At 54.8% G+C, this 18,859-nt stretch carries 19 protein-coding genes and 7 pseudogenes; 13 read left to right on the top strand and 13 right to left on the bottom strand.

What is annotated here, in order from left to right:
- Positions 1-231: 231 nt before the first annotated feature.
- A complete protein-coding gene (locus AC1RKH_RS03075; protein ID WP_493061376.1) occupies positions 232-660 on the bottom strand; it encodes a styrene oxide isomerase in 429 nt (142 codons plus the stop codon).
- Positions 661-927: 267 nt separating this feature from the next.
- Positions 928-1,827 carry a LysR family transcriptional regulator gene (locus tag AC1RKH_RS03070; RefSeq protein WP_493061054.1) on the bottom strand — a complete coding sequence of 300 codons (900 nt, stop codon included), beginning with the start codon at positions 1,825-1,827 and terminating at the stop codon, positions 928-930.
- 139 nt (positions 1,828-1,966) lie between these two features.
- On the opposite strand from AC1RKH_RS03070, the gene AC1RKH_RS03065 reads away from it, so the two are divergent.
- Both AC1RKH_RS03065 and AC1RKH_RS03060 read left to right on the top strand, forming a co-directional pair.
- Entirely contained in the window at positions 1,967-2,581 is a 615-nt protein-coding gene (locus tag AC1RKH_RS03065) for an FMN-dependent NADH-azoreductase (RefSeq protein ID WP_493061053.1), read from the top strand.
- A gap of 206 nt (positions 2,582-2,787) precedes the next feature.
- Positions 2,788-3,222: a hypothetical protein gene (locus AC1RKH_RS03060; RefSeq protein ID WP_493061052.1), complete on the top strand. Its 435-nt coding sequence runs from the start codon at positions 2,788-2,790 to the stop codon at positions 3,220-3,222.
- Between the two features lie 163 nt (positions 3,223-3,385).
- Here the strand turns inward: AC1RKH_RS03060 and AC1RKH_RS03055 are convergent, their stop codons facing one another.
- Positions 3,386-3,649: a hypothetical protein gene (locus tag AC1RKH_RS03055; protein ID WP_493061051.1), complete on the bottom strand. Its 264-nt coding sequence runs from the start codon at positions 3,647-3,649 to the stop codon at positions 3,386-3,388.
- A gap of 305 nt (positions 3,650-3,954) precedes the next feature.
- Between AC1RKH_RS03055 and AC1RKH_RS03050 the strand changes: the two genes are divergently transcribed.
- Positions 3,955-5,385 carry a GGDEF domain-containing protein gene (locus AC1RKH_RS03050; RefSeq protein WP_493061050.1) on the top strand — a complete coding sequence of 477 codons (1,431 nt, stop codon included), beginning with the start codon at positions 3,955-3,957 and terminating at the stop codon, positions 5,383-5,385.
- Between the two features lie 208 nt (positions 5,386-5,593).
- Here AC1RKH_RS03050 and AC1RKH_RS03045 read toward each other — a convergent pair whose 3' ends face one another.
- From AC1RKH_RS03045 to AC1RKH_RS03035, 3 genes and pseudogenes are all read right to left on the bottom strand, one after another.
- A complete protein-coding gene (locus tag AC1RKH_RS03045; RefSeq protein WP_493061049.1) occupies positions 5,594-6,133 on the bottom strand; it encodes an arsenate reductase/protein-tyrosine-phosphatase family protein in 540 nt (179 codons plus the stop codon).
- 383 nt (positions 6,134-6,516) lie between these two features.
- The gene (locus tag AC1RKH_RS03040; RefSeq protein ID WP_493061048.1) at positions 6,517-6,786 is read right to left on the bottom strand and encodes a YceK/YidQ family lipoprotein; all 270 of its coding nucleotides are present in this window, start codon (positions 6,784-6,786) and stop codon (positions 6,517-6,519) included.
- Between the two features lie 1,222 nt (positions 6,787-8,008).
- A pseudogene (locus AC1RKH_RS03035) lies at positions 8,009-8,176 on the bottom strand (DUF4113 domain-containing protein); the annotation flags it as partial.
- Between the two features lie 405 nt (positions 8,177-8,581).
- On the opposite strand from AC1RKH_RS03035, the gene AC1RKH_RS03030 reads away from it, so the two are divergent.
- Positions 8,582-9,118 carry an inclusion body family protein gene (locus tag AC1RKH_RS03030; protein WP_262117336.1) on the top strand — a complete coding sequence of 179 codons (537 nt, stop codon included), beginning with the start codon at positions 8,582-8,584 and terminating at the stop codon, positions 9,116-9,118.
- Positions 9,119-9,267: 149 nt separating this feature from the next.
- Here the strand turns inward: AC1RKH_RS03030 and AC1RKH_RS03025 are convergent.
- The 3 pseudogenes from AC1RKH_RS03025 to AC1RKH_RS03015 form a co-directional block, all read right to left on the bottom strand.
- Positions 9,268-9,805: pseudogene (locus AC1RKH_RS03025) on the bottom strand (lysis system spanin subunit).
- Positions 9,802-10,074: pseudogene (locus tag AC1RKH_RS03020) on the bottom strand (cell wall hydrolase); the annotation flags it as partial. The pseudogenes AC1RKH_RS03020 and AC1RKH_RS03025, both read right to left, overlap by 4 nt.
- Positions 10,068-10,145 (bottom strand): annotated as a pseudogene (locus tag AC1RKH_RS03015) (group II intron maturase-specific domain-containing protein); the annotation flags it as partial. The pseudogenes AC1RKH_RS03020 and AC1RKH_RS03015, both read right to left, overlap by 7 nt.
- A 62-nt stretch (positions 10,146-10,207) precedes the next feature.
- On the opposite strand from AC1RKH_RS03015, the pseudogene AC1RKH_RS03010 reads away from it, so the two are divergent.
- Positions 10,208-10,309 (top strand): annotated as a pseudogene (locus tag AC1RKH_RS03010) (IncC plasmid conjugative DNA transfer DtrJ family protein); the annotation flags it as partial.
- A gap of 84 nt (positions 10,310-10,393) precedes the next feature.
- Positions 10,394-11,104, top strand: coding sequence for a YopT-type cysteine protease domain-containing protein (locus AC1RKH_RS03005; RefSeq protein ID WP_493061047.1), 711 nt, complete (start codon positions 10,394-10,396; stop codon positions 11,102-11,104).
- Positions 11,105-11,185: 81 nt separating this feature from the next.
- On the opposite strand, the pseudogene AC1RKH_RS03000 reads toward AC1RKH_RS03005, so the two are convergent.
- The 3 genes and pseudogenes from AC1RKH_RS03000 to AC1RKH_RS02990 form a co-directional block, all read right to left on the bottom strand.
- Positions 11,186-11,419: pseudogene (locus AC1RKH_RS03000) on the bottom strand (hypothetical protein); the annotation flags it as partial.
- Positions 11,419-11,514: pseudogene (locus tag AC1RKH_RS02995) on the bottom strand (IS5/IS1182 family transposase); the annotation flags it as partial. The pseudogenes AC1RKH_RS03000 and AC1RKH_RS02995, both read right to left, overlap by 1 nt.
- Positions 11,515-11,595: 81 nt before the next feature.
- Complete coding sequence (locus AC1RKH_RS02990; protein WP_493061046.1) at positions 11,596-11,925, bottom strand: hypothetical protein; 330 nt, start codon at positions 11,923-11,925, stop codon at positions 11,596-11,598.
- Between the two features lie 88 nt (positions 11,926-12,013).
- Here AC1RKH_RS02990 and AC1RKH_RS02985 point away from each other — a divergent pair, with 88 nt between their 5' ends.
- The 5 genes from AC1RKH_RS02985 to AC1RKH_RS02965 all read left to right on the top strand — a co-directional run bounded on the left by AC1RKH_RS02985 (position 12,014) and on the right by AC1RKH_RS02965 (position 15,979).
- On the top strand, positions 12,014-12,280 hold the full coding sequence (locus AC1RKH_RS02985; RefSeq protein WP_493061045.1) for a hypothetical protein: 267 nt from the start codon (positions 12,014-12,016) through the stop codon (positions 12,278-12,280).
- Positions 12,281-12,284: 4 nt separating this feature from the next.
- Complete coding sequence (locus AC1RKH_RS02980) at positions 12,285-12,473, top strand: hypothetical protein (protein WP_493061044.1); 189 nt, start codon at positions 12,285-12,287, stop codon at positions 12,471-12,473.
- Positions 12,474-12,683: 210 nt separating this feature from the next.
- A complete protein-coding gene (locus tag AC1RKH_RS02975; RefSeq protein WP_493061043.1) occupies positions 12,684-12,953 on the top strand; it encodes a hypothetical protein in 270 nt (89 codons plus the stop codon).
- 222 nt (positions 12,954-13,175) lie between these two features.
- Positions 13,176-14,369: a tyrosine-type recombinase/integrase gene (locus AC1RKH_RS02970; protein WP_493061042.1), complete on the top strand. Its 1,194-nt coding sequence runs from the start codon at positions 13,176-13,178 to the stop codon at positions 14,367-14,369.
- A gap of 20 nt (positions 14,370-14,389) precedes the next feature.
- Positions 14,390-15,979 (top strand): ABC-F family ATPase, encoded by a 1,590-nt coding sequence (locus tag AC1RKH_RS02965; protein WP_493061041.1) that lies wholly within the window; start codon positions 14,390-14,392, stop codon positions 15,977-15,979.
- A gap of 69 nt (positions 15,980-16,048) precedes the next feature.
- Here AC1RKH_RS02965 and pssA read toward each other — a convergent pair whose 3' ends face one another.
- The gene (gene pssA, locus AC1RKH_RS02960; protein ID WP_493061040.1) at positions 16,049-17,392 is read right to left on the bottom strand and encodes a CDP-diacylglycerol--serine O-phosphatidyltransferase; all 1,344 of its coding nucleotides are present in this window, start codon (positions 17,390-17,392) and stop codon (positions 16,049-16,051) included.
- Positions 17,393-17,609: 217 nt separating this feature from the next.
- Here pssA and AC1RKH_RS02955 point away from each other — a divergent pair, with 217 nt between their 5' ends.
- Together AC1RKH_RS02955 and AC1RKH_RS02950 are read left to right on the top strand one after the other, a co-directional pair.
- Positions 17,610-18,203 carry a TetR/AcrR family transcriptional regulator gene (locus AC1RKH_RS02955; RefSeq protein WP_123424482.1) on the top strand — a complete coding sequence of 198 codons (594 nt, stop codon included), beginning with the start codon at positions 17,610-17,612 and terminating at the stop codon, positions 18,201-18,203.
- Positions 18,204-18,229: 26 nt separating this feature from the next.
- Positions 18,230-18,709 (top strand): nuclear transport factor 2 family protein, encoded by a 480-nt coding sequence (locus AC1RKH_RS02950; protein WP_493061039.1) that lies wholly within the window; start codon positions 18,230-18,232, stop codon positions 18,707-18,709.
- The last annotated feature ends 150 nt before the right edge of the window (positions 18,710-18,859 follow it).

Genomic DNA, 18,859 nt, shown 5'->3' with positions numbered 1-18,859 from the left:
TGAGACATATGGTGCTCATCGCGTTCTTTGATAGTAATGACCATTTGCACATCCTCTGGATTGAGGCAGGTAAGGTATTTTTTACTCCAGTAATCCCCAAGATTCCATGATGAAAACTTTCACATCCCTTCCCTCGCTCCGCCTCCCGCCTCAAAACCTGGGAGGCGCACAAGTCTGAAGGTCGCCAGTGGCAAGCCTGTGAGCCACATTAAAAGAATCACCTCTATCCATTCACTGAGCGGGCAGTGTTTGGCGCAAGCCCCAGAGTATGAGCAGCGCAGCAACAATGATTGCGACCCCGACACTCGCAAAACCTGCAGTCACCAAGCTCTCCTGCCATAGTTCAGCTGTGTGTCCTGCGCCAGTGAAAGGCGACATGGCCGCCGTCCCCAGGACGGCAGCAAGTGCCGTAACCGCCCAGTTTGCATAAGTGCCATAAAGAAGGGTCCAGTAGGCAATTGCCTTACTGCGTGGAGCGAGATGTATCTCCATCCAGACGGCGCCAATCGCCACGAGCAAAATTCCATTCATTACCCCTTCAAGGTGTGCAGCCAGGGCCATGCGCGGATTGCTGAACTGCTGTTCGATGAGACCTGTACAGAGGCCCAGGAAGAACAAAAACATGCCATGCCAGAGCAATCTACGCCGAGTGTGGACCATGACCATGCAGCTCCCACGATTGACTGAAAGCTGATCCCCCAATCCATCTCATATCAACTCTAGATGGTTCTGCAAAAGAACGCGGCAGCCTAGCCCGAACAGCACCCATTCTCCGAATCGTAAGCGGGCAGGCATCACACCTTGGCTTACGAAATACGTACAGACGATCACGGCCCGGGCAGTCCCTGCACAACCGGTTCGATTAACCGCATCAGCCCTTTGGCCAACGGGATAACCAAACCGCTGACGTTAGTCGTCTTCGTATCATCACATGCACAGACGACGGGTCAGATCATTCAGAAGCCATCGGCCTGCTTTCCCTAAAGAGCGATTTTGCATGTGCGCTGCGTAGATCGTCAGTGTGTCTGGTGTGCGCTGAAGTTCGGCGGCTAACTCAAGCGGTAGGAGGCGTCCTGAAGCCAGATGATCCGCAATCAGATGCTCTGGCATTCGGCACCAGCCGAACCCGGCGAGCAAAAAGTCCAGCCTCCGTGCCAAATCTACAAACCGCCACTGGTGACTGCCCGTCACCCCATAGCTAGGGCCGTCGGGAGAAACCGGGTCGGAAAGTACCAGTTGCACATAAGGCTTGAGGTCTGCACTTGTTGCCCGACGGCCTAACATAGCCAGGGGATGCCCGCTGGCTACTACTGGTCTCAAATCGACGCTGAGCAGCGGCAGTGCGGTGACATCGTCGGGCACTGTCGGAATCAATGTGCAAAGCGCCAGTGCCGCATCGCCGTTGCGCAATCGGCGTTCTGCGCCGCCTAAGCCTTCTGTAGAAAAACTCACTGCCAGATGCGGAAAAGCCTCACGGATAGCGCGCAGGCTTTCGATGAGCGGTGCGCTAGGGACTAAAGGGTCTATGGCGAGAGCCAACTCCGGCTCAACCCCTGCTGCCGTACTTGAGGCCATTGCTTCAAACTGGGCAGCGCTTGCCAGCACTGCGCGCGCTTGAATCACTAGCACTCTACCGACCTCAGTGAGCGTTGGACGATGGCCGCTCCGATCAAACAGCCTCACACCTTGAACTGACTCAAGTGTGGCAATCGACTGGCTAATGGCAGATTGAGCACGCCGCAGGTGACGTCCCGTTGCCGAGAAACTGCCTGTATCAGCAATGGTTACAAGGATTCGCAACTGATCCAAGCTGAGATTTCCGATCATGACCCATCACTTAAACAGATGGACTCAATCATATTTACATCACTCCTGCGTATAGATCGTATTGGGTAGAGTGTGTCGCACATCGCCTAGAGCGACAACGCAAAACATACCGCCGCGTCACTGCGCAGGAGTTACTTACATGTCCAGGCTTCTCTCCATTGAAACCAGCGCACGTGGGGATGCTTCAATCTCCCGGCAGCTCACTCGCCGATTTGTGGCCGCGTGGGAAGCTGCACACCCTAGGGGCGCCATCAAAATACGGGATCTAACGGACACTTCGCTTACGTTCGTGACGGCCCCTTGGTTACAGGCTTACTTCACCCCGCAAACCCAACATTCGCCTGAAATGAAAGCCGTGTTGCAGCTATCCGATGAGCTTGTGGCCGAGTTGCTGGAAACCGATCACGTGGTTATTTCAACGCCGGTCTACAACTATAACGTCCCTGCGGCGCTCAAGGCGTGGGTGGATCACGTGGTACGTAAAGGCCTGACCTTGGGCTTTGATGGTAAAGGGCTGGTGACCGGTAAAAAGGCAACGGTGCTGCTCGCCTCGGGAGGTGTATACACCAACGACTCCCCGATTAGAGACCGTGACATTGCGACCCAATATTTGAAACTGATCCTGAACGTCCTAGGTATCACTGATGTCACCTTTATCGCGGCCGGCGGCGCTAAAGCTGTAGATCTCGGAGACATCAGCATGCGCGATTTTCTAGATACATTTGATCATCAAATTCAAAAGTCGCTGGTTTAGACAGCATTTCTCCTGGCCCATACGATTCTGCTCTATCGACTTCGCGTGGTTAAACGGGCATCCACTTATGCGGCAGCAACTGATCGATTTCACTCGCCCGCTGCCATGACCCCATACCGTGGCGCCTTCTGTCGGAAGTCTGAGAACTATAGAAAATGCTATGCGTCCTAATTCATGCAAACCCACTCTGATCGGCGGAAGCAATCATGCTTTTAAAGAAGACGAATTTCGTAGCTGTGATGACATGCGTAATGATGCTGGCTGCAGCGCCTTTACTCCCAATGTCCTCTGCCTATGCAAAAAGTGCTGGTGGCGGTAACAGCTCGGGTCACGGTAGCAGTAGCGGCGCTAGCGGACAGGGAGTAGGTCATTCTGCCGACGCTGACAGCAATGGCCGTAGCGAAGGCCAGGAAAGTGATCATGACGGTCAAGCGGTCAGGGACCACGGACTCAATGGCAAACACAAAGGGAGTGCTCGCAACGACAGCAAAGGCCATGGCTCGACTACCTCCGGGATTGCACACTCCAAAACCACACACGGAGTTACAAAAGCCACTGCGATCTCAACTACCACCCCCGGAGATCACAATTCAAAAGGCCTGAGTAACGCTACTGATTCGAGCACCAAACAAGATCAGTAAACCCACCCCTTGCTGACGTGCGGGCATTTCCTGATCTCGTGCGATGCAGAAAGCCCGCCCCTTGCGGGCGTTCTGTTGTCTGCCCTCCCCAGCTCGCTCTGGAAGCAGCCCTCGTGGTTCAATCGCAATAGACAGGCACTCAATCAGAGTGCTCACCACCTCATTAACCAGCCTCTTGGGTCGCCTGCATTTCACGACCCCTTTCAGCTTTTTGAACCAGCGCGTTCAAGAGTTCTTCGGTATGGTCTATCGAATCACGTATCTCATCAAACGCCTCATCCAGAGCTTTTTCGATCTCGAGTACAGGAGCACCACGTAATGTCTCCTGTATTTCAAGCTCGTCCCGCTTGAACTGCGACAGGTTGGCGCGCAAGCCCTCTAATCGAAGAGATATCTGTGAGATATGGTGTCGGCGGCGCTGAACCATGATGCTTCTCCTATTGAGCTCCCATACCTATTTAGAGCTCTGTCTACAAAGAGATGTTCAGCATTTCCTGACCAAAGGATTCGGTCTCGGCAAAAGTCCTTTAGAAATAAGGACTGCCCACGTGAGGAATCTGCAGCTCGGCCATTGCTCGACTAGGCTATACATCTCCACAGGAGCCAAAGCCATGGAAGACAAAAATCCGGTTTATTTCGCTCTGCTTATCTAAATCAGACGCAGCACCTATGCGACTTCGGAGCCAATACCGGCCCGGTGTTGGCAAAACAGGTTCAACATTGGAGGGAACCATGAGCAATATCATCGCCACCGGCGAGCCACCTGAAGCCATCCGTCTCATCATCAAGGTTTATGCCAGCTTGCTGCTCGCAGGATTTGCGTTTATTCCGGCCTATCTGATTGGTTACTTATTTTTCTTCCAGGACCCCACCCTTATATTCGAGAACCACGCGTTCCATATCATTGCGATCACGGCAGCCACCCTGGAAGGCTTGTTTGTTACTTACGTGACGTGGCGCTGCTATCAGTCATCGGGAGAACCGCTGCTGCGATGGATGACGCTTGGCTTTCTCGGTTTTGTACTGATCTACTCGTTGCATGGTGCGTTCACTGGGCTCGCACACCACAATCTCTGGCTGTTCCTGCTGTATGGACCGGCCTCTCGACTGGTCATGTCGATACTGCTGTTAGTCGGAATGCTGTCGTACCACCGCCCGCCCGATGCTGCGGACCAACGAATGAAACCCCGCCCGTGGTTGACCTGGATAGGACTGTTCCTGCTGGTTGACCTGGCAGTGGCGTACGTCGCGAATTCGTCGATCGCCGGCGAACTCGCGGTGCGCCTCTCGCTGGAAGGTGGTGCCCTGGTTTTTTCCACTTTGAACGTGGTAATGCTCCTGCTGCGCCGTACCCGCTCGCCGCTGATGGTGATTTTTATCATCTCGGTCACTGCGTTCGCGTTGTCATCTCTCGCATTCATCCTTGCACGTCCATGGAACCACATGTGGTGGCTGGCTCATGCGATCTTTGCCGCTGGATTCTTCCTGTTGAGCTATGGGGTCGTGCAAGCGTTCCTTACCACGCGGTCGTTCTCGACGATTTACAGCCAAGAGGAGCTGATGGTGCGTCTTGCCGAGGCGATGGCGTACACCGAGAACGCCCTGCAGGAACTCCAGCGCGCCAATCAGGAACTCGGGCATCTTGCGGCGACCGATCCTCTGACAGGAGCTGATAATCGGCGTCGGTTCATGGAGCGGGTCGAAGCCGAAATTGGCCGGACCAACCGCGGTGGTGCGCCGTTCTCCGTGCTGGCACTTGATCTGGACAATTTCAAGTCCATCAATGATCGTTTCGGGCATCAGATTGGCGATGACATCCTGAAAGGGTTCGTGCAGAAATGCCTCGATTCGATCCGGCCGTATGACGGCGTAGCCCGAGTGGGCGGGGAAGAATTCATGATACTGCTGCCTCAGACTTCACTCGAAGGCGCGCGCGTAATCGCTGAGCGCCTCCGAACCAGCGTCGAAAATACTTCTTTCAATAGCGGCCTGCAGCGGATAAGCGTGGTCACAGTGAGCATCGGCATATCGCAATCCAGCCGCGACGGCGACACCATCGAGGCAATTTTGCGCGTAGCCGACCAACGCCTGTATCACGCTAAACACCAAGGCCGTAACCGTGTGGTCACCACCATCAAAACCAGTCTCCAACCTCTGCCCTGACCATCATTTCGAAGTCGATGGAAACGTCGGAACTGAATTTAAGGTTGTAATCCAAGACCTTGGTAGTGGCAGATCCGGAGTCTGATAAGGACTCCGGACTTTTTATGCCCGTTGCACAGTATTTGAGCGCTGTTCCGGAAGTACAGCTAAGCGATTGCGGAGATCGTCAGATAAGACGCCGTGTAAATGCGCCGAGCAATCTTGTGACTTATTTGGAGGCGACGACCTTTTTCAGCGCGGCCGGAACGAAGGTATCCAGCTGCTTCACCACCTCGACATAAGCCTCCATCGGCTTGCCCCAGGCATCCGGCACATCGACATTCTTGCCCGTCGCATATTCTGCCAAGGTGAAAGTCTTGTCTTTTGCTTCGGGGAACTGCTCGATCAATTTGTTCTTGTGTTTTTCGGTCATCGTCAGCAATGCGTCGGAGTGTTTGATGTCGTTCGCGGTCAACTGCGCCGATCGATGTGCAGTGACATCAATGCCGCGTTCCAGCATCAAGCTGGCTGCGTGGACTTCCGGTTTGGCGTCATAAGGGTCCCCGTCGACTGCGCGCGAGATTACCGCAATATTTGCATTGTCTTTGCTGATAGCTGCGTTGGCGATTGCTTCCGCCATCACACTTCGGCCAGTATTTCCGGTGTCTACGAAGGCAAGCTTTTTAGGCTCCTCGGCTAGTGCGTGGCCAGATAGACCCATCACGCACAGTACGCCAGCCATGGCTGCAAAGCGAAGTTTCTTGAACATTTGTTACCCCTTATATTATTGATTTTATGGAGTCGAAAACCGCTACATGCAACGTAGTCACTTAAGCAAGTTGTCGATGCAAATCTTGTTTGCGGAGGCAACGTAGCACCGCGCACATACCTGAACAACAGCCATGTCGCACGAAAGGAATTTGATGACGCATCGCACGACACCCAATGTTTTCGCTGCCAAGGTGCCCTGACAACGTCATCGACGCTCGGGCATTTTAGGTGGACGTGCGTTGAGCGGCTTGTTTTTTCTAAGCATCTCCAAGCGGTGCTACCAGCGTCTGTATGAGACGTAACTTCAAGTAAGCGATACGTGGAGTCATAAACAACAAAGCCCAGCACTAGACTGGGCTTTTTCACATCTGGTCGAGTCAGCTACTTCTGAGCAGGCTCTGTATGAAAGGCGGTATATGGCAGAAATAACGTGTCGGCGACCATGCTGAATGGTAGGTCGATCACTGCCAGCGGTACCAGGGCGCGCAAGGCTCCAGCGCTTTCGTCCGTTACGGCCTTGATCAGCTCAATATCAGTGGAAGTTCCGCAATAGGGATGAGCTCCGCAGCCTGGGCGATCACCAAAGGTTTCGGAAAAAGTCGAGCACCCCGCCAACATCGCCACCGCCAAAGCGCCTGCAAACAACTTCATGTCGTTCCCTCGTTGAGATTTGGCGAGACTTTAGCACCGAGGCATTCGCCTATACGAAATCTCAGTAGCCCCTCTCTAACTGCGCGCGATCGTCAGTGTTGCCGCAGAAATGGGGAGATCAAAGCCATGATCCTCCCAGCCCTCGCCTTCATGGCCTGGCTCATCTAAACGGGGCCAAGGTGATGAGCAAACCAAAGGTTTGCACAAGAAAAAGAGTTCGCCCTGACCAGCCGCTGGCCACTCAGCATGTTTCCTGAAGCATCTGGCAGGGCGAACGGGGAAACCTTACGCGCTCCGCAACACCGCGTCCCCTCCGCAATTCTGAATTAATCACAACTGAACAGCCTGTCGGTGAACGGCGGGCGAGGAACACTCATGGAAGAACCCAGCAGCCCCACTTGAGCTTCCAAAGCGAAGCAGAAAAGAGATTGACCCCTTCAGCCTGGAGGAAGCCAACACCATCATCGCGAAGATGTACCAGCACGAACATTGGCCCAGCACCATCTACGCGGCATTTTCGAGTTTGTTTTTTTCGCGGGCCTACGTCTATCTGAGGCCCTGGTCTTGCGGTGGGATGCAGTGAGCATGGAGAAAAGGACTGCCCACGCAGGGATTTGCAAGAAAATATGCAGGACGTCGGAAAAAAGAAGCCGGCAAGATACTGGAACCCCCCCGTCATTTCCCCACCGTCCAAGAACAGCAAGTATGTCAAACAGACCTCAGACCTGCGTAAGAGTGGGGGTCGACACTGGAGAAGCTGGCGACACGTTATCGCCCCGCCGTACAACTGCCGTCACACTTATGCGACAATATGCATAATGTCTGGCATGAATCCCGCCTTTATTGCTCAACAGCTTGGACACCGCGTCCAGATGCTGCTCTCGACTTATGCGTGTTGGTTGAACGCTAGCGGCGACTGGGGAGAGATGGAGAAACTCCAAAATGCCCCAGGAATGGCCCAAACGCCAAATGTGCAGCCCGCAACCTATTGATAGGTAAAGTAATTGATCTCCACAGCTAACATTACGATGCGGTATGAAATGCATTCTGGTGATGGCTTGTGATCAGTGTTTGCTAGGCCAAGTCGGCATGAGTAATCATCAGTAATGCACGAAAATGCACCCGTTGGTTCCTGAAATGGTCCCAGCGGGTATTAAAAACCTCATGCCGAACACGCATAACCCCCTTCCCCCTGGCGTCCTGCCGACCGAACACATCCCCTTCAAACACAAGACACCTTCCACAACTGATCGAGCCTGGTCGTGTCGCTCTGACTCATCATTTCGCGCCGCATCCCCCAGTCCGGATTGCTCGGCACGCTGGCCGAACGAAGCGTTCCCCTGCCCCATCGTTGATTGATCTAGTCCAGAACCCCCATCAGCTTTGTCGAGGCGCGCGAATGTGAACAAATGGTGACGTAGCAAGGCAGGCCGTTCGAGGATATTGGAATATTCAGGGCTGTATGCTGAATTGATCACCCCGTGGGTAAGTGCACCATTAGCGTGTTTATGTGTATTGATAGCAATATCAGAACTGACAAAGTCCAAAACTCCGCACCGTACCTTTAAGCCAAAACTGAATATTGAAATAATAAAATATAACCCTTTGCAATAACAAAAACACCTATTCAACCCATACTGGGCTACCGTTCATCTCTTGCCTACAAATATTTAAGATAATTATTTGACTCCCCAAACCTTGGGCCTATAGTCAACTCGAAAACTGCTTAACAAAAGCCAATCCGCTGAACATTTAATTCATCGCGCCCCTCTAACCCAGACAAAGGAAAGTCATAATGGGAATTATTGTTGATGTACTAACCGTGATAGATGTAGACACCATTATTCAATACTACAACGAAAAGGGACACCCGGACATCAGCACTAACCGCAACCAACCAACTATGCTGAGCTACGATTTAGCCCAAAAAACAATCCACATGACTGCCAAGTTTAGCAACGGACTTCAACATCAAGGAACAGGCAACCTATATCTCCCAGTAGGAGTTGGCGATGTCATTCGATGGCGCGCAACAGACATCTCAAGGAGCCTCGGCACCGCGGTGATACTAGATAAATTCAAAATTCTTAGTTCCAACCCCCCTGGAATTATTGACCAGCCTAGACTAACGCCAATCACTGACAACGTATCATCGCTTAATCCCAATAACCCAGACGGACCACCAATCCCACAGATGATCACTATCAATGCATGGGAGGCTACTGCAGGAGCCAGAGGTACCGTAATATACACATGGTCCTTTATTATCGTCGACAGATTTAACAAAGTCGTTGGATGCTGCATGTGGGATCCAACACTCAACATCGAATAAACTGGACGACTATTAGGCAGCAAGACTCTCGCCCAACATAAATTGGGCGAGAGTCCTAGTACTGTTCACCTATTACGAAAGTCTATTTAATACATACGCCACACTCGCAGCACTAAGTCGACCACCCTAAGCGCTGACATTTAAAGAATTCAATACTTGTAAAAAACCCAATTTGCAGAAACATCCATTGCATACGCTTGACACGCAGCCAGCGCGATCATTCCCCCGGTCTCCGTCGTCGGTGATGCCGATAATTCGTTGAGCATGCGCTGAGTCAAGTCGGGCACGCGCTCCTCCATGAACCACGCTGCCGGCTTCGGTACCGGCTGGCAATGAACAGCCACCGGCTGAATCCGCTGCGTCGATAAGAACTGACAGCCGTAGATCGGAAGTAGCAAGGCGATCGCGCAGACGAGCCTGGTCTTTTTGAGCATTGGTCAAAGCCTCGTGGTGGGTTTGGTCGCTCGTCGCCAGGCGCTGCTCAAGCGCGAGGCGCTTGTCCTGTTCGGTGCGCTGCTGGGTAGCGGCCGCCCGGGTCAGCTCGTTCAGGGTCTCGCCGTGAAGTTTCGACTGCTCGGCCAGCTGCCAGCCGTAGCGCCAGTCCTGCACCTTCCACGCCCCGCCGGCGGCCAGCAGCACCAACGTAAGCACGCCGACCACCGCCAGCTTCAGCCCGGCGGGACTCATGGCACATCCTTGAAGAAGACGTGGTGCCCGAGCTTCAGCGTCTGCTTGGCCTTCGCGGCCCAGACCGGTGCCTTCGGCATGGTGGTCGCGTAGTAATGCGTGGCCCCGCCGGTGGGATCTGGCGCGGTACCGGCGATCACCTGGTCAGCGGCCTTTTGCGCCTGGGCGAACTGCCCGACCGGGATCGGCTTCGCGCCACTAAGGTAGGCAAAGTTCGGATCGTTCTTGTTCCAGCAACTGAACTGGTAGGACTTCAGGCACACGCCGGCAGCGCTCGCAGCTCCCGATAGATCGTCGGCCCTCGCCGCCACTGCTTAAGTTGGATCGCCCGCAGTCGGTGGCAGGCATCTGACTTCCGGTCGTTCGCATCAACATGGCCTCTAACACTTTCTCTCGTTCGGCCTGCCGATTGCCGTCAATCCGTCCCTCGTCCTGCTTCCTTGCGCGGCCATGCTTGGAATCGCCGTGGCGATTACGGCGGCGACGTTCAAGAAGTACCTCTGACGCAATCACGCGCTTGCCCTGCGTGTTCACTGCTACGCTTGCTCCGGTGGGCTATACACCATTGGTAAAGCAGGGAGCGCAGAAATGCCATTTAGCAGGTCCTATCTATTTCAGCAGCGTGATTACCGGTTGAAACTCGGGATCCACGACCTCGAGGGACTGTGCGTGTCCCTAGTGGGTAAGTGGTGTCATCTGATGCTATCTGACTCCAAGGACAAGTGGAGCAATCCGAACAGCTCTGCCGAAAAGCGCTTCGAAAACTTCTTCCTGAAGGAAACCTATCAATCCATTGCCCAAGAACAACGTGTTTCCAACGCTCGACTGGCGCGGATGAGCACCGCCACCCAAGGCCTCGAGAAGATGCTCAAGGTGGCAAAAATCATGGGGGCCCGAGGGTATGGCAAAGAGCGCCAACCGTTGATCGATACGGCCATAGAAACATCTGCAGAGTTGGAGGCGCGGGGCGATACGATTCCCCGGCAGGTGCTATCAAAGTTCGGCTGCACCAACGTCAGCCAACCCACCACCGTCACCTGGAGCAACCTCGCCACGGGCTTTGAGGCCAAGCATTGCTACGCCATCACCTTCCTCACCAAATCAGGACAATCAACAGGCCAACATGCTATTGGCGTCTATATGTCGGATGGTCTTTTTAATTATGACTACCATATCTTCGATCCCAACTTTGGCGAGTACAAGGCAACGGATGCCGCGTCCGCTCAACGCTTCCTTGATCGATTGTCCGCGAAATATGGAAATCCACTGAATGCCAGAGTCTTCCGCATGCAACTTTGACGAAGGGTAAGAGATGCAGCGAGGGGCAGTCAGTTTGGTCTGCCGACACTCAGTTGGAGGCTCCTCGAACGGCGATTACCTTTACCGTTTGCGTCGGGGTACCTCCTGAGCCGTCTGCTTCGCTTCGGTTTGTTGGCGGACTTGCATGGTCATCTCGGGCGAGACGTCTTCCTCGAAACAGAGAGGGGCATACCCGCCGGTGCGGTTGTAGGCGCTGCGTTTGCCGCAGCAGCTGCCATTGCGGGCCAGGTTGTAGCGGCCGGGACAGTTGCCCGAGGAGGAGTCGATGGATTCCTGGATCAGGCGCTTGGCGATTCATCACCGCGCGGTCGCCCCATCTTCTGCTCAGGGGAAGCCAGATCCTTGATCATCTCCTATGCCGTATCGGGGAGTTCGTAGCGCCTTGCCATGCGGGCCTCCAGCCAATCTTGGCGGCGATTCTACCCGCACCGACTTTTCGTACAGAGCCTAGGAAGGAAGTCACAGCTTTATCAAATTAAACGAATAGCCATCATGTCACTGACGACATAGGAGCCTCCAATAATCAAGATGGCAGCTATAAAAATCAGAACCGCTCCACCGAAGCACCAGTAAACAAACCGAAGCTCACCAAAGTCGTAATTTCGATCTATAAGCAAAGCTAACTGCACCGATCCAAAAACGCACCCTAGTCCAATCAAGACGGTTATCAAGGTGGTGGCAATTGCCCACGCAACCTGCCTCGGGTTCGTATCTCCGAGCATCGATCCGGCTGTCAAAATTGACATGCCGGTAATCGATGCAACCGAGCTAACAACACTCAAAACCTCAGACCACTTCATATCCACTCCTTAGAAATGCGGCGATGTTCGCATACCACCCTAAAAAACCCACTCTGTCATCAGCCGTTATAGCGGCAAAGGAACAGTCATGCCTGAAGAAAACGTACTGAAGTGCTATGCAGTCGGCGATTGCGATTTTGTCGCTGCCTACGACGAAGACGGCGCCATTGCTGTGCTGGCCAACACGAACGGTGATGAACCGATCAACTATGCAGCTTGGGACGTAGAGCTGGTCAGCGAGGAAGAGCTCGATAAGCCATGGTGCGATGAAGATGACCGAACCAAGATCGTCGGCACCCTTCGTGAGTGGCTGGCCGCCGCAACCGAACCAACCTGGCTTGCCGGGACAGAGTGACGCCATGAGCAGAACTGTCGTACTTACCGGCAAGGCAGTCGTGAATTTTCGAAAGGTTATTGAGGACATAGATGACGATGAGGTCGCGGAGCTGTTGGCTAGCAACGATCTGCGAGAGGCGCAGATCGACGGCGATGACCTGCTTGATATCGAATGGATTCATGACGATGTCGACATCAAGGAGACGCCATGATCGCACTCGACGACATGGCCTGGCTCATCTACACGGGGCCACGGTGAGGCTCGCCCCGCCAAGCTGCTTCAGGAAGGGGGCTGATTGGTTTGCAGTTGGTGAGGCGAACGATTAGAGGCTAGCTCACCTATCGAACTTTCCTCACCCCCTTCATCAGATACCCATAACCCACCTACCAGCCTGCCGGTGAACGGCGGGCGAGGAACACTCATGCCTCACGCACTCTACGACCGGCCTCTACTGGTCCGGCTCAATGCACGCACTCAAAAGTACCAGGGCTGCACCACGAAGCCAATCGCCACAGATATGGCGCTGCACCAGCAGTCAGCAGACGAAATCAACAGGCTGACGACTGAGAACCTCCGGCTTCGAAAGCACATAGAGGGATATCGCCAAGTTAGGGACGTGCCATTTCTCAAAAGTTACGCCCCCTACCGCAACCTCGACAGCCCCGTCTACAAAGAACCCACCACCAAATAACCACCTTCTGCCGCCACGCGCGGCATGGAGCATCACCATGGCAGCGGCAGAACAGCTGGACGACAGCATCATGGGCGACAAGGTGCCCGAAGCAAAGATGGCCGAAATTCTCGGCACCACCATCGCAGCCTTGCGCTAGAAGCGTGCACGAAACCAAATCCCCCTCGGAGTTTGGAACAAGCACGGAAGCAGGATCCTCTACAGCATCAGGAGATATCACGAATGGCTCGAAAGTCAGTGGGTTTGCCCGCAGGAATGGACATCCACCACGGCTCAATCCGCATCCGCTTTATGTGGAACGGCACCAGGCGCAGTGAAACGCTCCCCTATCCCCCGACACAGAAAAGCATCAAATCAGCCGCACAGATTAGTGATCAGGTAAATAGCCTGATCAAGCTGGGGTTGCTCGACGACGATAAGTACGCCGAGCTATTCCCTGGCTCTATCAACGTCGCCGGAGGGAAAATCAATTTTGGTGAGTATGCCCAGCTCTGGCTGGACAGCCGCGAGATTGTCGGAGGGACAAAGCTCGGGTACAAGGGCGCCCTGAACTTGTACTGGATGCCGACCCTCGCGCTGGTCCGGATCGATCTGATAACCACCACCCTCCTACGCCGCACGATGGCCAGCATCAAGTGGTCGTCGCCGGCGGTAAAGCGCAATGCCCTGGTCAAGCTTTCGACAATCCTCAAATCAGCGGTGTCAGAAGAACTCTTGGCCAAAAACCCAGCGGCCCCACTTGAGTTTCCAAAGCGAAGCAGAAAAGAGATTGACCCCTTCAGCCTAGAGGAAGCCAACGCGATCATCGCGAAGATGTACCAGCACGAACACTGGCCCAGCACTATCTACGCGGCGTTTTTCGAGTTTGTTTTTTTCACGGGGCTGCGCCTATCTGAGGCCCTAGCCTTGCGATGGGATGCAGTGAGTATGGAGAAAAGGACTGCCCACGTCTGTCGCGGGATTGCCTTGGGGGAAGTGGTGGAGCGCACAAAAACTGGTGGCGATCGCTTTGTTCTGCTCAACGAACGAGCATTGCACGCCTTGGAGTTCGCCAAAAAGTATGCAGAACGTCGGAAAAAAGGGGCAGGAAAGATCCTGGAAACCCCCTTCATCTTTCCGCCATCAAAGAACAGCGAGTATGTGAGACAGACGTCTGACCTACACAAGCAGTGGAAACCGACCCTGAAAGCCTTGGGATTGCGACACAGGCCGCCATACAACTGTCGTCACACCTATGCGACAATATGCATTATGTCTGGCATGAACCCCGCATTCATTTCCCAGCAACTCGGCCATAGCGTGCAGATGTTGCTGTCTACTTATGCGCGTTGGATCAACTCAAGCTCAGATTGGAGTGAACTGGAAAAACTCCAAATTGGTCCCAAATTGGTCCCAGCTCAAAAAAGCGCAACCTAAGCTATTGAAAGGTAAGGTAATTGATCTCTACAGCTAATATCACGATGCAGTTCGGCGCCAAGCCGTTGTTCGAGAACGTTTCGGTCAAATTTGGTGCGGGTAACCGCTATGGCCTGATCGGCGCCAACGGTTGCGGCAAGTCGACCTTCATGAAAATCCTCGGCAGCGACCTCGATCCGTCCGGCGGACAGGTCATGCTCGAGCCGAACGTGCGTCTGGGCAAGCTGCGCCAGGACCAGTTCGCCTACGAAGAATTCAGCGTGCTCGACACCGTGATCATGGGTCACGAAGAGCTGTGGAAGGTCAAGGCCGAGCGTGACCGCATCTACTCGCTACCGGAAATGACCGAAGAAGACGGCATGGCCGTCGCCGAGCTGGAAACCGATTTCGCCGAGATGGACGGTTACACCGCCGAATCGCGCGCTGGTGAATTGCTGCTGGGCCTGGGTATCGGCATCGAGCAACACAATGGCCCGATGAGCGAAGTTTCGCCCGGCTGGAAACTCCGCGTTCTGCTGGCTCAGGCGCTGTTTTCCGATCCGGAAGTGCTGCTGCTCGACGAACCGACGAACCACTTGGACATCAACACCATCCGCTGGCTGGAAAACATTCTGACCCAGCGCAGCAGCCTGATGATCATCATCTCCCACGATAGACACTTCCTGAACAGTGTCTGCACCCACATGGCTGACCTGGACTACGGCGAACTGCGCCTGTTCCCGGGTAACTATGACGAGTACATGACCGTGGCGACCCAGTCCCGCGAGCAACTGCTTTCGGACAACGCCAAGAAGAAAGCGCAGATCTCGGAACTGCAATCGTTTGTCAGCCGCTTCTCGGCCAACGCCTCGAAAGCCAAGCAGGCCACCTCCCGCGCCAAGCAGATCGACAAGATCCAGCTGGCCGAGGTCAAGCCTTCGAGCCGCGTCAGCCCGTTCATCCGCTTCGACCAGACCAAAAAGCTCCATCGCCAGGCAGTGATTGTCGAGCGTATGGCCAAGGGCTTTGACGGCAAGGCCCTGTTCAAGGACTTCAGCTTCACCGTTGAAGCCGGCGAGCGCGTGGCGATCATCGGTCCGAACGGGATCGGCAAGACCACCCTGTTGCGCACCTTGGTCAACGAACTGACTCCGGACGCAGGTACCGTCAAGTGGACCGAAGCGGCCGAACTGGGCTACTACGCCCAGGATCACGCGTCGGACTTCGAAGACGAATCCAACCTGTTCGACTGGATGGGCCGCTGGACCAAGGAAGGCGAGCAAGTAGTTCGCGGCACCCTGGGCCGCATGCTGTTCTCCAACGACGAGATCCTCAAGTCGGTCAAGGTGATTTCCGGTGGTGAGCAAGGCCGTATGTTGTTCGGCAAGCTGATCCTGCAAAAGCCGAACGTGCTGATCATGGACGAACCGACCAACCACCTGGACATGGAATCCATCGAAGCGCTGAACCTGGCGCTGGAAAACTACCCGGGCACGCTGATTTTCGTCAGCCACGACCGTGAGTTCGTATCGTCCCTGGCCACTCGAATCATCGAGCTGAGCCCAAGCGGCGTGATCGACTTCAGCGGCACCTACGACGACTACCTGCGTAGCCAGGGCGTAGTGTTTTAAGAGCAGCTTTTAGCGACAAGCTTCAAGCAGCAAGCAAAGCCCTGTCCATGTGACGGGGCTTTTTTTCGCTTACAGGATGCGATAAAGCAAGCGCTCGATCCGCACCCGGCTGACCCGACGCAGAAACTTGCTCACTGCTGGTGGGTATTCCAGCAAGGTTTCCAGTTGCTGATAGCGCTCGATGCGGCTGGTATTACGGAAAATCTCCGCCAGCTCACTGCGACGGGGTTCCTGCAATTCACCTTTGGGATCATCGATCAGCAAAGCATTTTCCAGGTCCAGGCGAAACGCTCGCGGATTGAGGTTGTTGCCGGTCAGCAAGGTGTAGCGTTGATCGATCCACATGCCTTTGAGGTGATAGGTGTTATCACCGTCGCACCACAGATGCAGGTTCAACTGACCGCTGTCGATCACTCGCTGGTGACGCTTGGCAAAGCGTCGCAGGCTGATTTCATAGAGATAAGGTAACGCCGCGATCACCTTGAACGGCTCGCTCGGCGGGATGTAGAAGTCGTTGGCGGTCTTGTCACCGACAATGATGTCGATCTTCACCCCGCGTGCCAGGGCCCGGTTGATTTCACGGGTTACCGGCAACGGTAAGTTGAAATACGGCGTGCAGATGGTCAGCTGATGGTGAGTGCTGGCGATCAGTTCACAGATCACCCGGCTCAACGGATTGTTTTTACCAACCCCGAGCAGTGGGCTGACTGACAGACCGTCCTTGGCCAGCGTGCCCACCGTGGTGTCGTACGTCGCATGCTTGAGGCGGCTGCGCAGGTCGCCGATGTCATTGCGCAGGCTGCGGGTGGTTGGCAGGTTCGGCAGATCGAGACGGTGCACGGCCTTGGAAGCGATCAACCCGTGCTGAACCAGATGCTGCATGGAATCGGCCAGCGCGCGGTTGCGCAGCAGGTGATAACGGTCGAATCGGTATTTGTCGAATTTGTGCAGATAGACGTTGTTCAGGCTGGCGCCGCTGTAAATCACACAGTCATCGATCACGAAGCCTTTGAGGTGCAACACGCCGAACAGCTCACGGGTTTGCACCGGCACGCCATACACCGGCACTTCGCTGGCATGCTCGCGAGTCTGCTGCTGATACCACGCCGAGTTGCCCGGCTGTTTGCCGGCGCCGATCAATCCGCGCTGCGCCCGCAGCCAGTCAACCACCACCACCACGTCCAGTTCCGGACGCGCAGCTTTGGCGGCATGCAAGGCATCCAGGATTTCCTGGCCAGCTTCGTCGTGTTGCAGGTAGAGCGCGACGATGTAAATGCGCTGGGTCGCCTGGGCAATTTTCTCCAGCAGGCAACGACGAAACTCGGCAGCGCCAGAAAGGACGGAGACCGCATCGGCGGTCAGCGGAAAACTGCGCAGCTTGGGCAGTAGAGAGCGTTTGAAAAGCGACGGCATAGGGCTCGCAAAAGGGTCGAATCCAAAGAACCCGAGAGCTTACACCATGGATCCGCTCGGGTCTTGTTACTGTCTGTAATGGCCTCTTCGCGAGCAAGCCCGCTCCCACAGGGGGCTGCATTTCAACTGTGAGAGCGAACGTGCTCGCGAAGGCAACTCAACAGGCACCTGGAATACCTGCTTGACCAAGGAGAACGCTCGTTCTACTCTCTGCAACATGAACGAAATCATTAGCAACGACACACGCGACATTATTCTGGATGTCACCGAAAAGTTGATCTACAAAAGTGGCATTGCTGCCACGGGCATGGATCTCCTGGTGAAAACTGCCGGCGTCTCCAGAAAAAGTATTTACCGCTACTTCGCCAGCAAGGAGGAGCTGACCGTCGCGGCCCTGCAACGTCGCGACGTACGCTGGATGAACTGGTTCAAAACCGAAGTGAACAAGGCCCCGACCCCGGCCGAGCGATTGCTCAACCTGTTCACCGTGCTCAAGGACTGGTTCGCCAGCGAAGGCTTTCGCGGCTGCGCCTTTATCAACACCAGCGGTGAAACCGGCGACCCGCAAGACCCGGTGCGCCTGGTGGCGAAGGAACATAAACAGAAGCTGCTCGACTACGTGTGCGAGCTCTGCACCGAACATGGCGTACACGATCCGGAGGCGCTGGCCAAACAGTTGCTGATCCTGATCGATGGCGCCATTACCGTTGCTCTTGTCATGGGCGATCACAGTGCCGCCGATAATGCGCAATGCATGGCGCGAAAGTTATTGGACCTGTCACTGTTTAAACAAGACCAACCCGCTGTTTGAACACACACTTTCCCTGGAGACTTTAAATGTCATCTGATGCCGAAGTTCGTCCGCCACTTCCGCCGTTCACCCGTGAGTCGGCCATTGAAAAGATTCGTCTGGCCGAAGACGGCTGGAACTCCCGCGATCCGCAACGGGTATCCCTGGCCTACACCCTGGACACAAAATGGCGTAACCGCGCCGAATTCGCCAGCAACCGCGAAGAAGCCAAGGGCTTTCTGACCCGCAAATGGGCCAAGGAACTCGATTACCGGTTGATCAAAGAGCTGTGGGCCTTCACCGATAACCGTATCGCCGTGCGTTACGCCTATGAATGGCATGACGATTCTGGCAACTGGTATCGCTCTTACGGCAATGAAAACTGGGAGTTCGATGAGCACGGCCTGATGTCCAACCGTCACGCCTGCATCAATGACCTGCCGATCAAGGAAAGCGAACGCAAGTTCCACTGGCCGCTGGGCCGTCGCCCGGATGACCATCCGGGTCTGTCGGATCTGGGCTTGTAACACCCCCGCGCGCGTACGCGTAGGAGCTGCCGCAGGCTGCGATCTTTTGATCTTGAAAAGATCGCAGGCTACGCCAGCTCCTACGCGCCGTTCGATGTTCGACGTTCGCTTGCTTGCTTGCTTGCTTGCGATGAGGCCAGATCGGTCGCC

This window comes from Pseudomonas sp. GW822-FHT06B12, from assembly GCF_058799675.1.
Note: the sequence above shows the minus strand (reverse complement) of the source record. Positions and strands in the feature narration are given on the sequence as shown.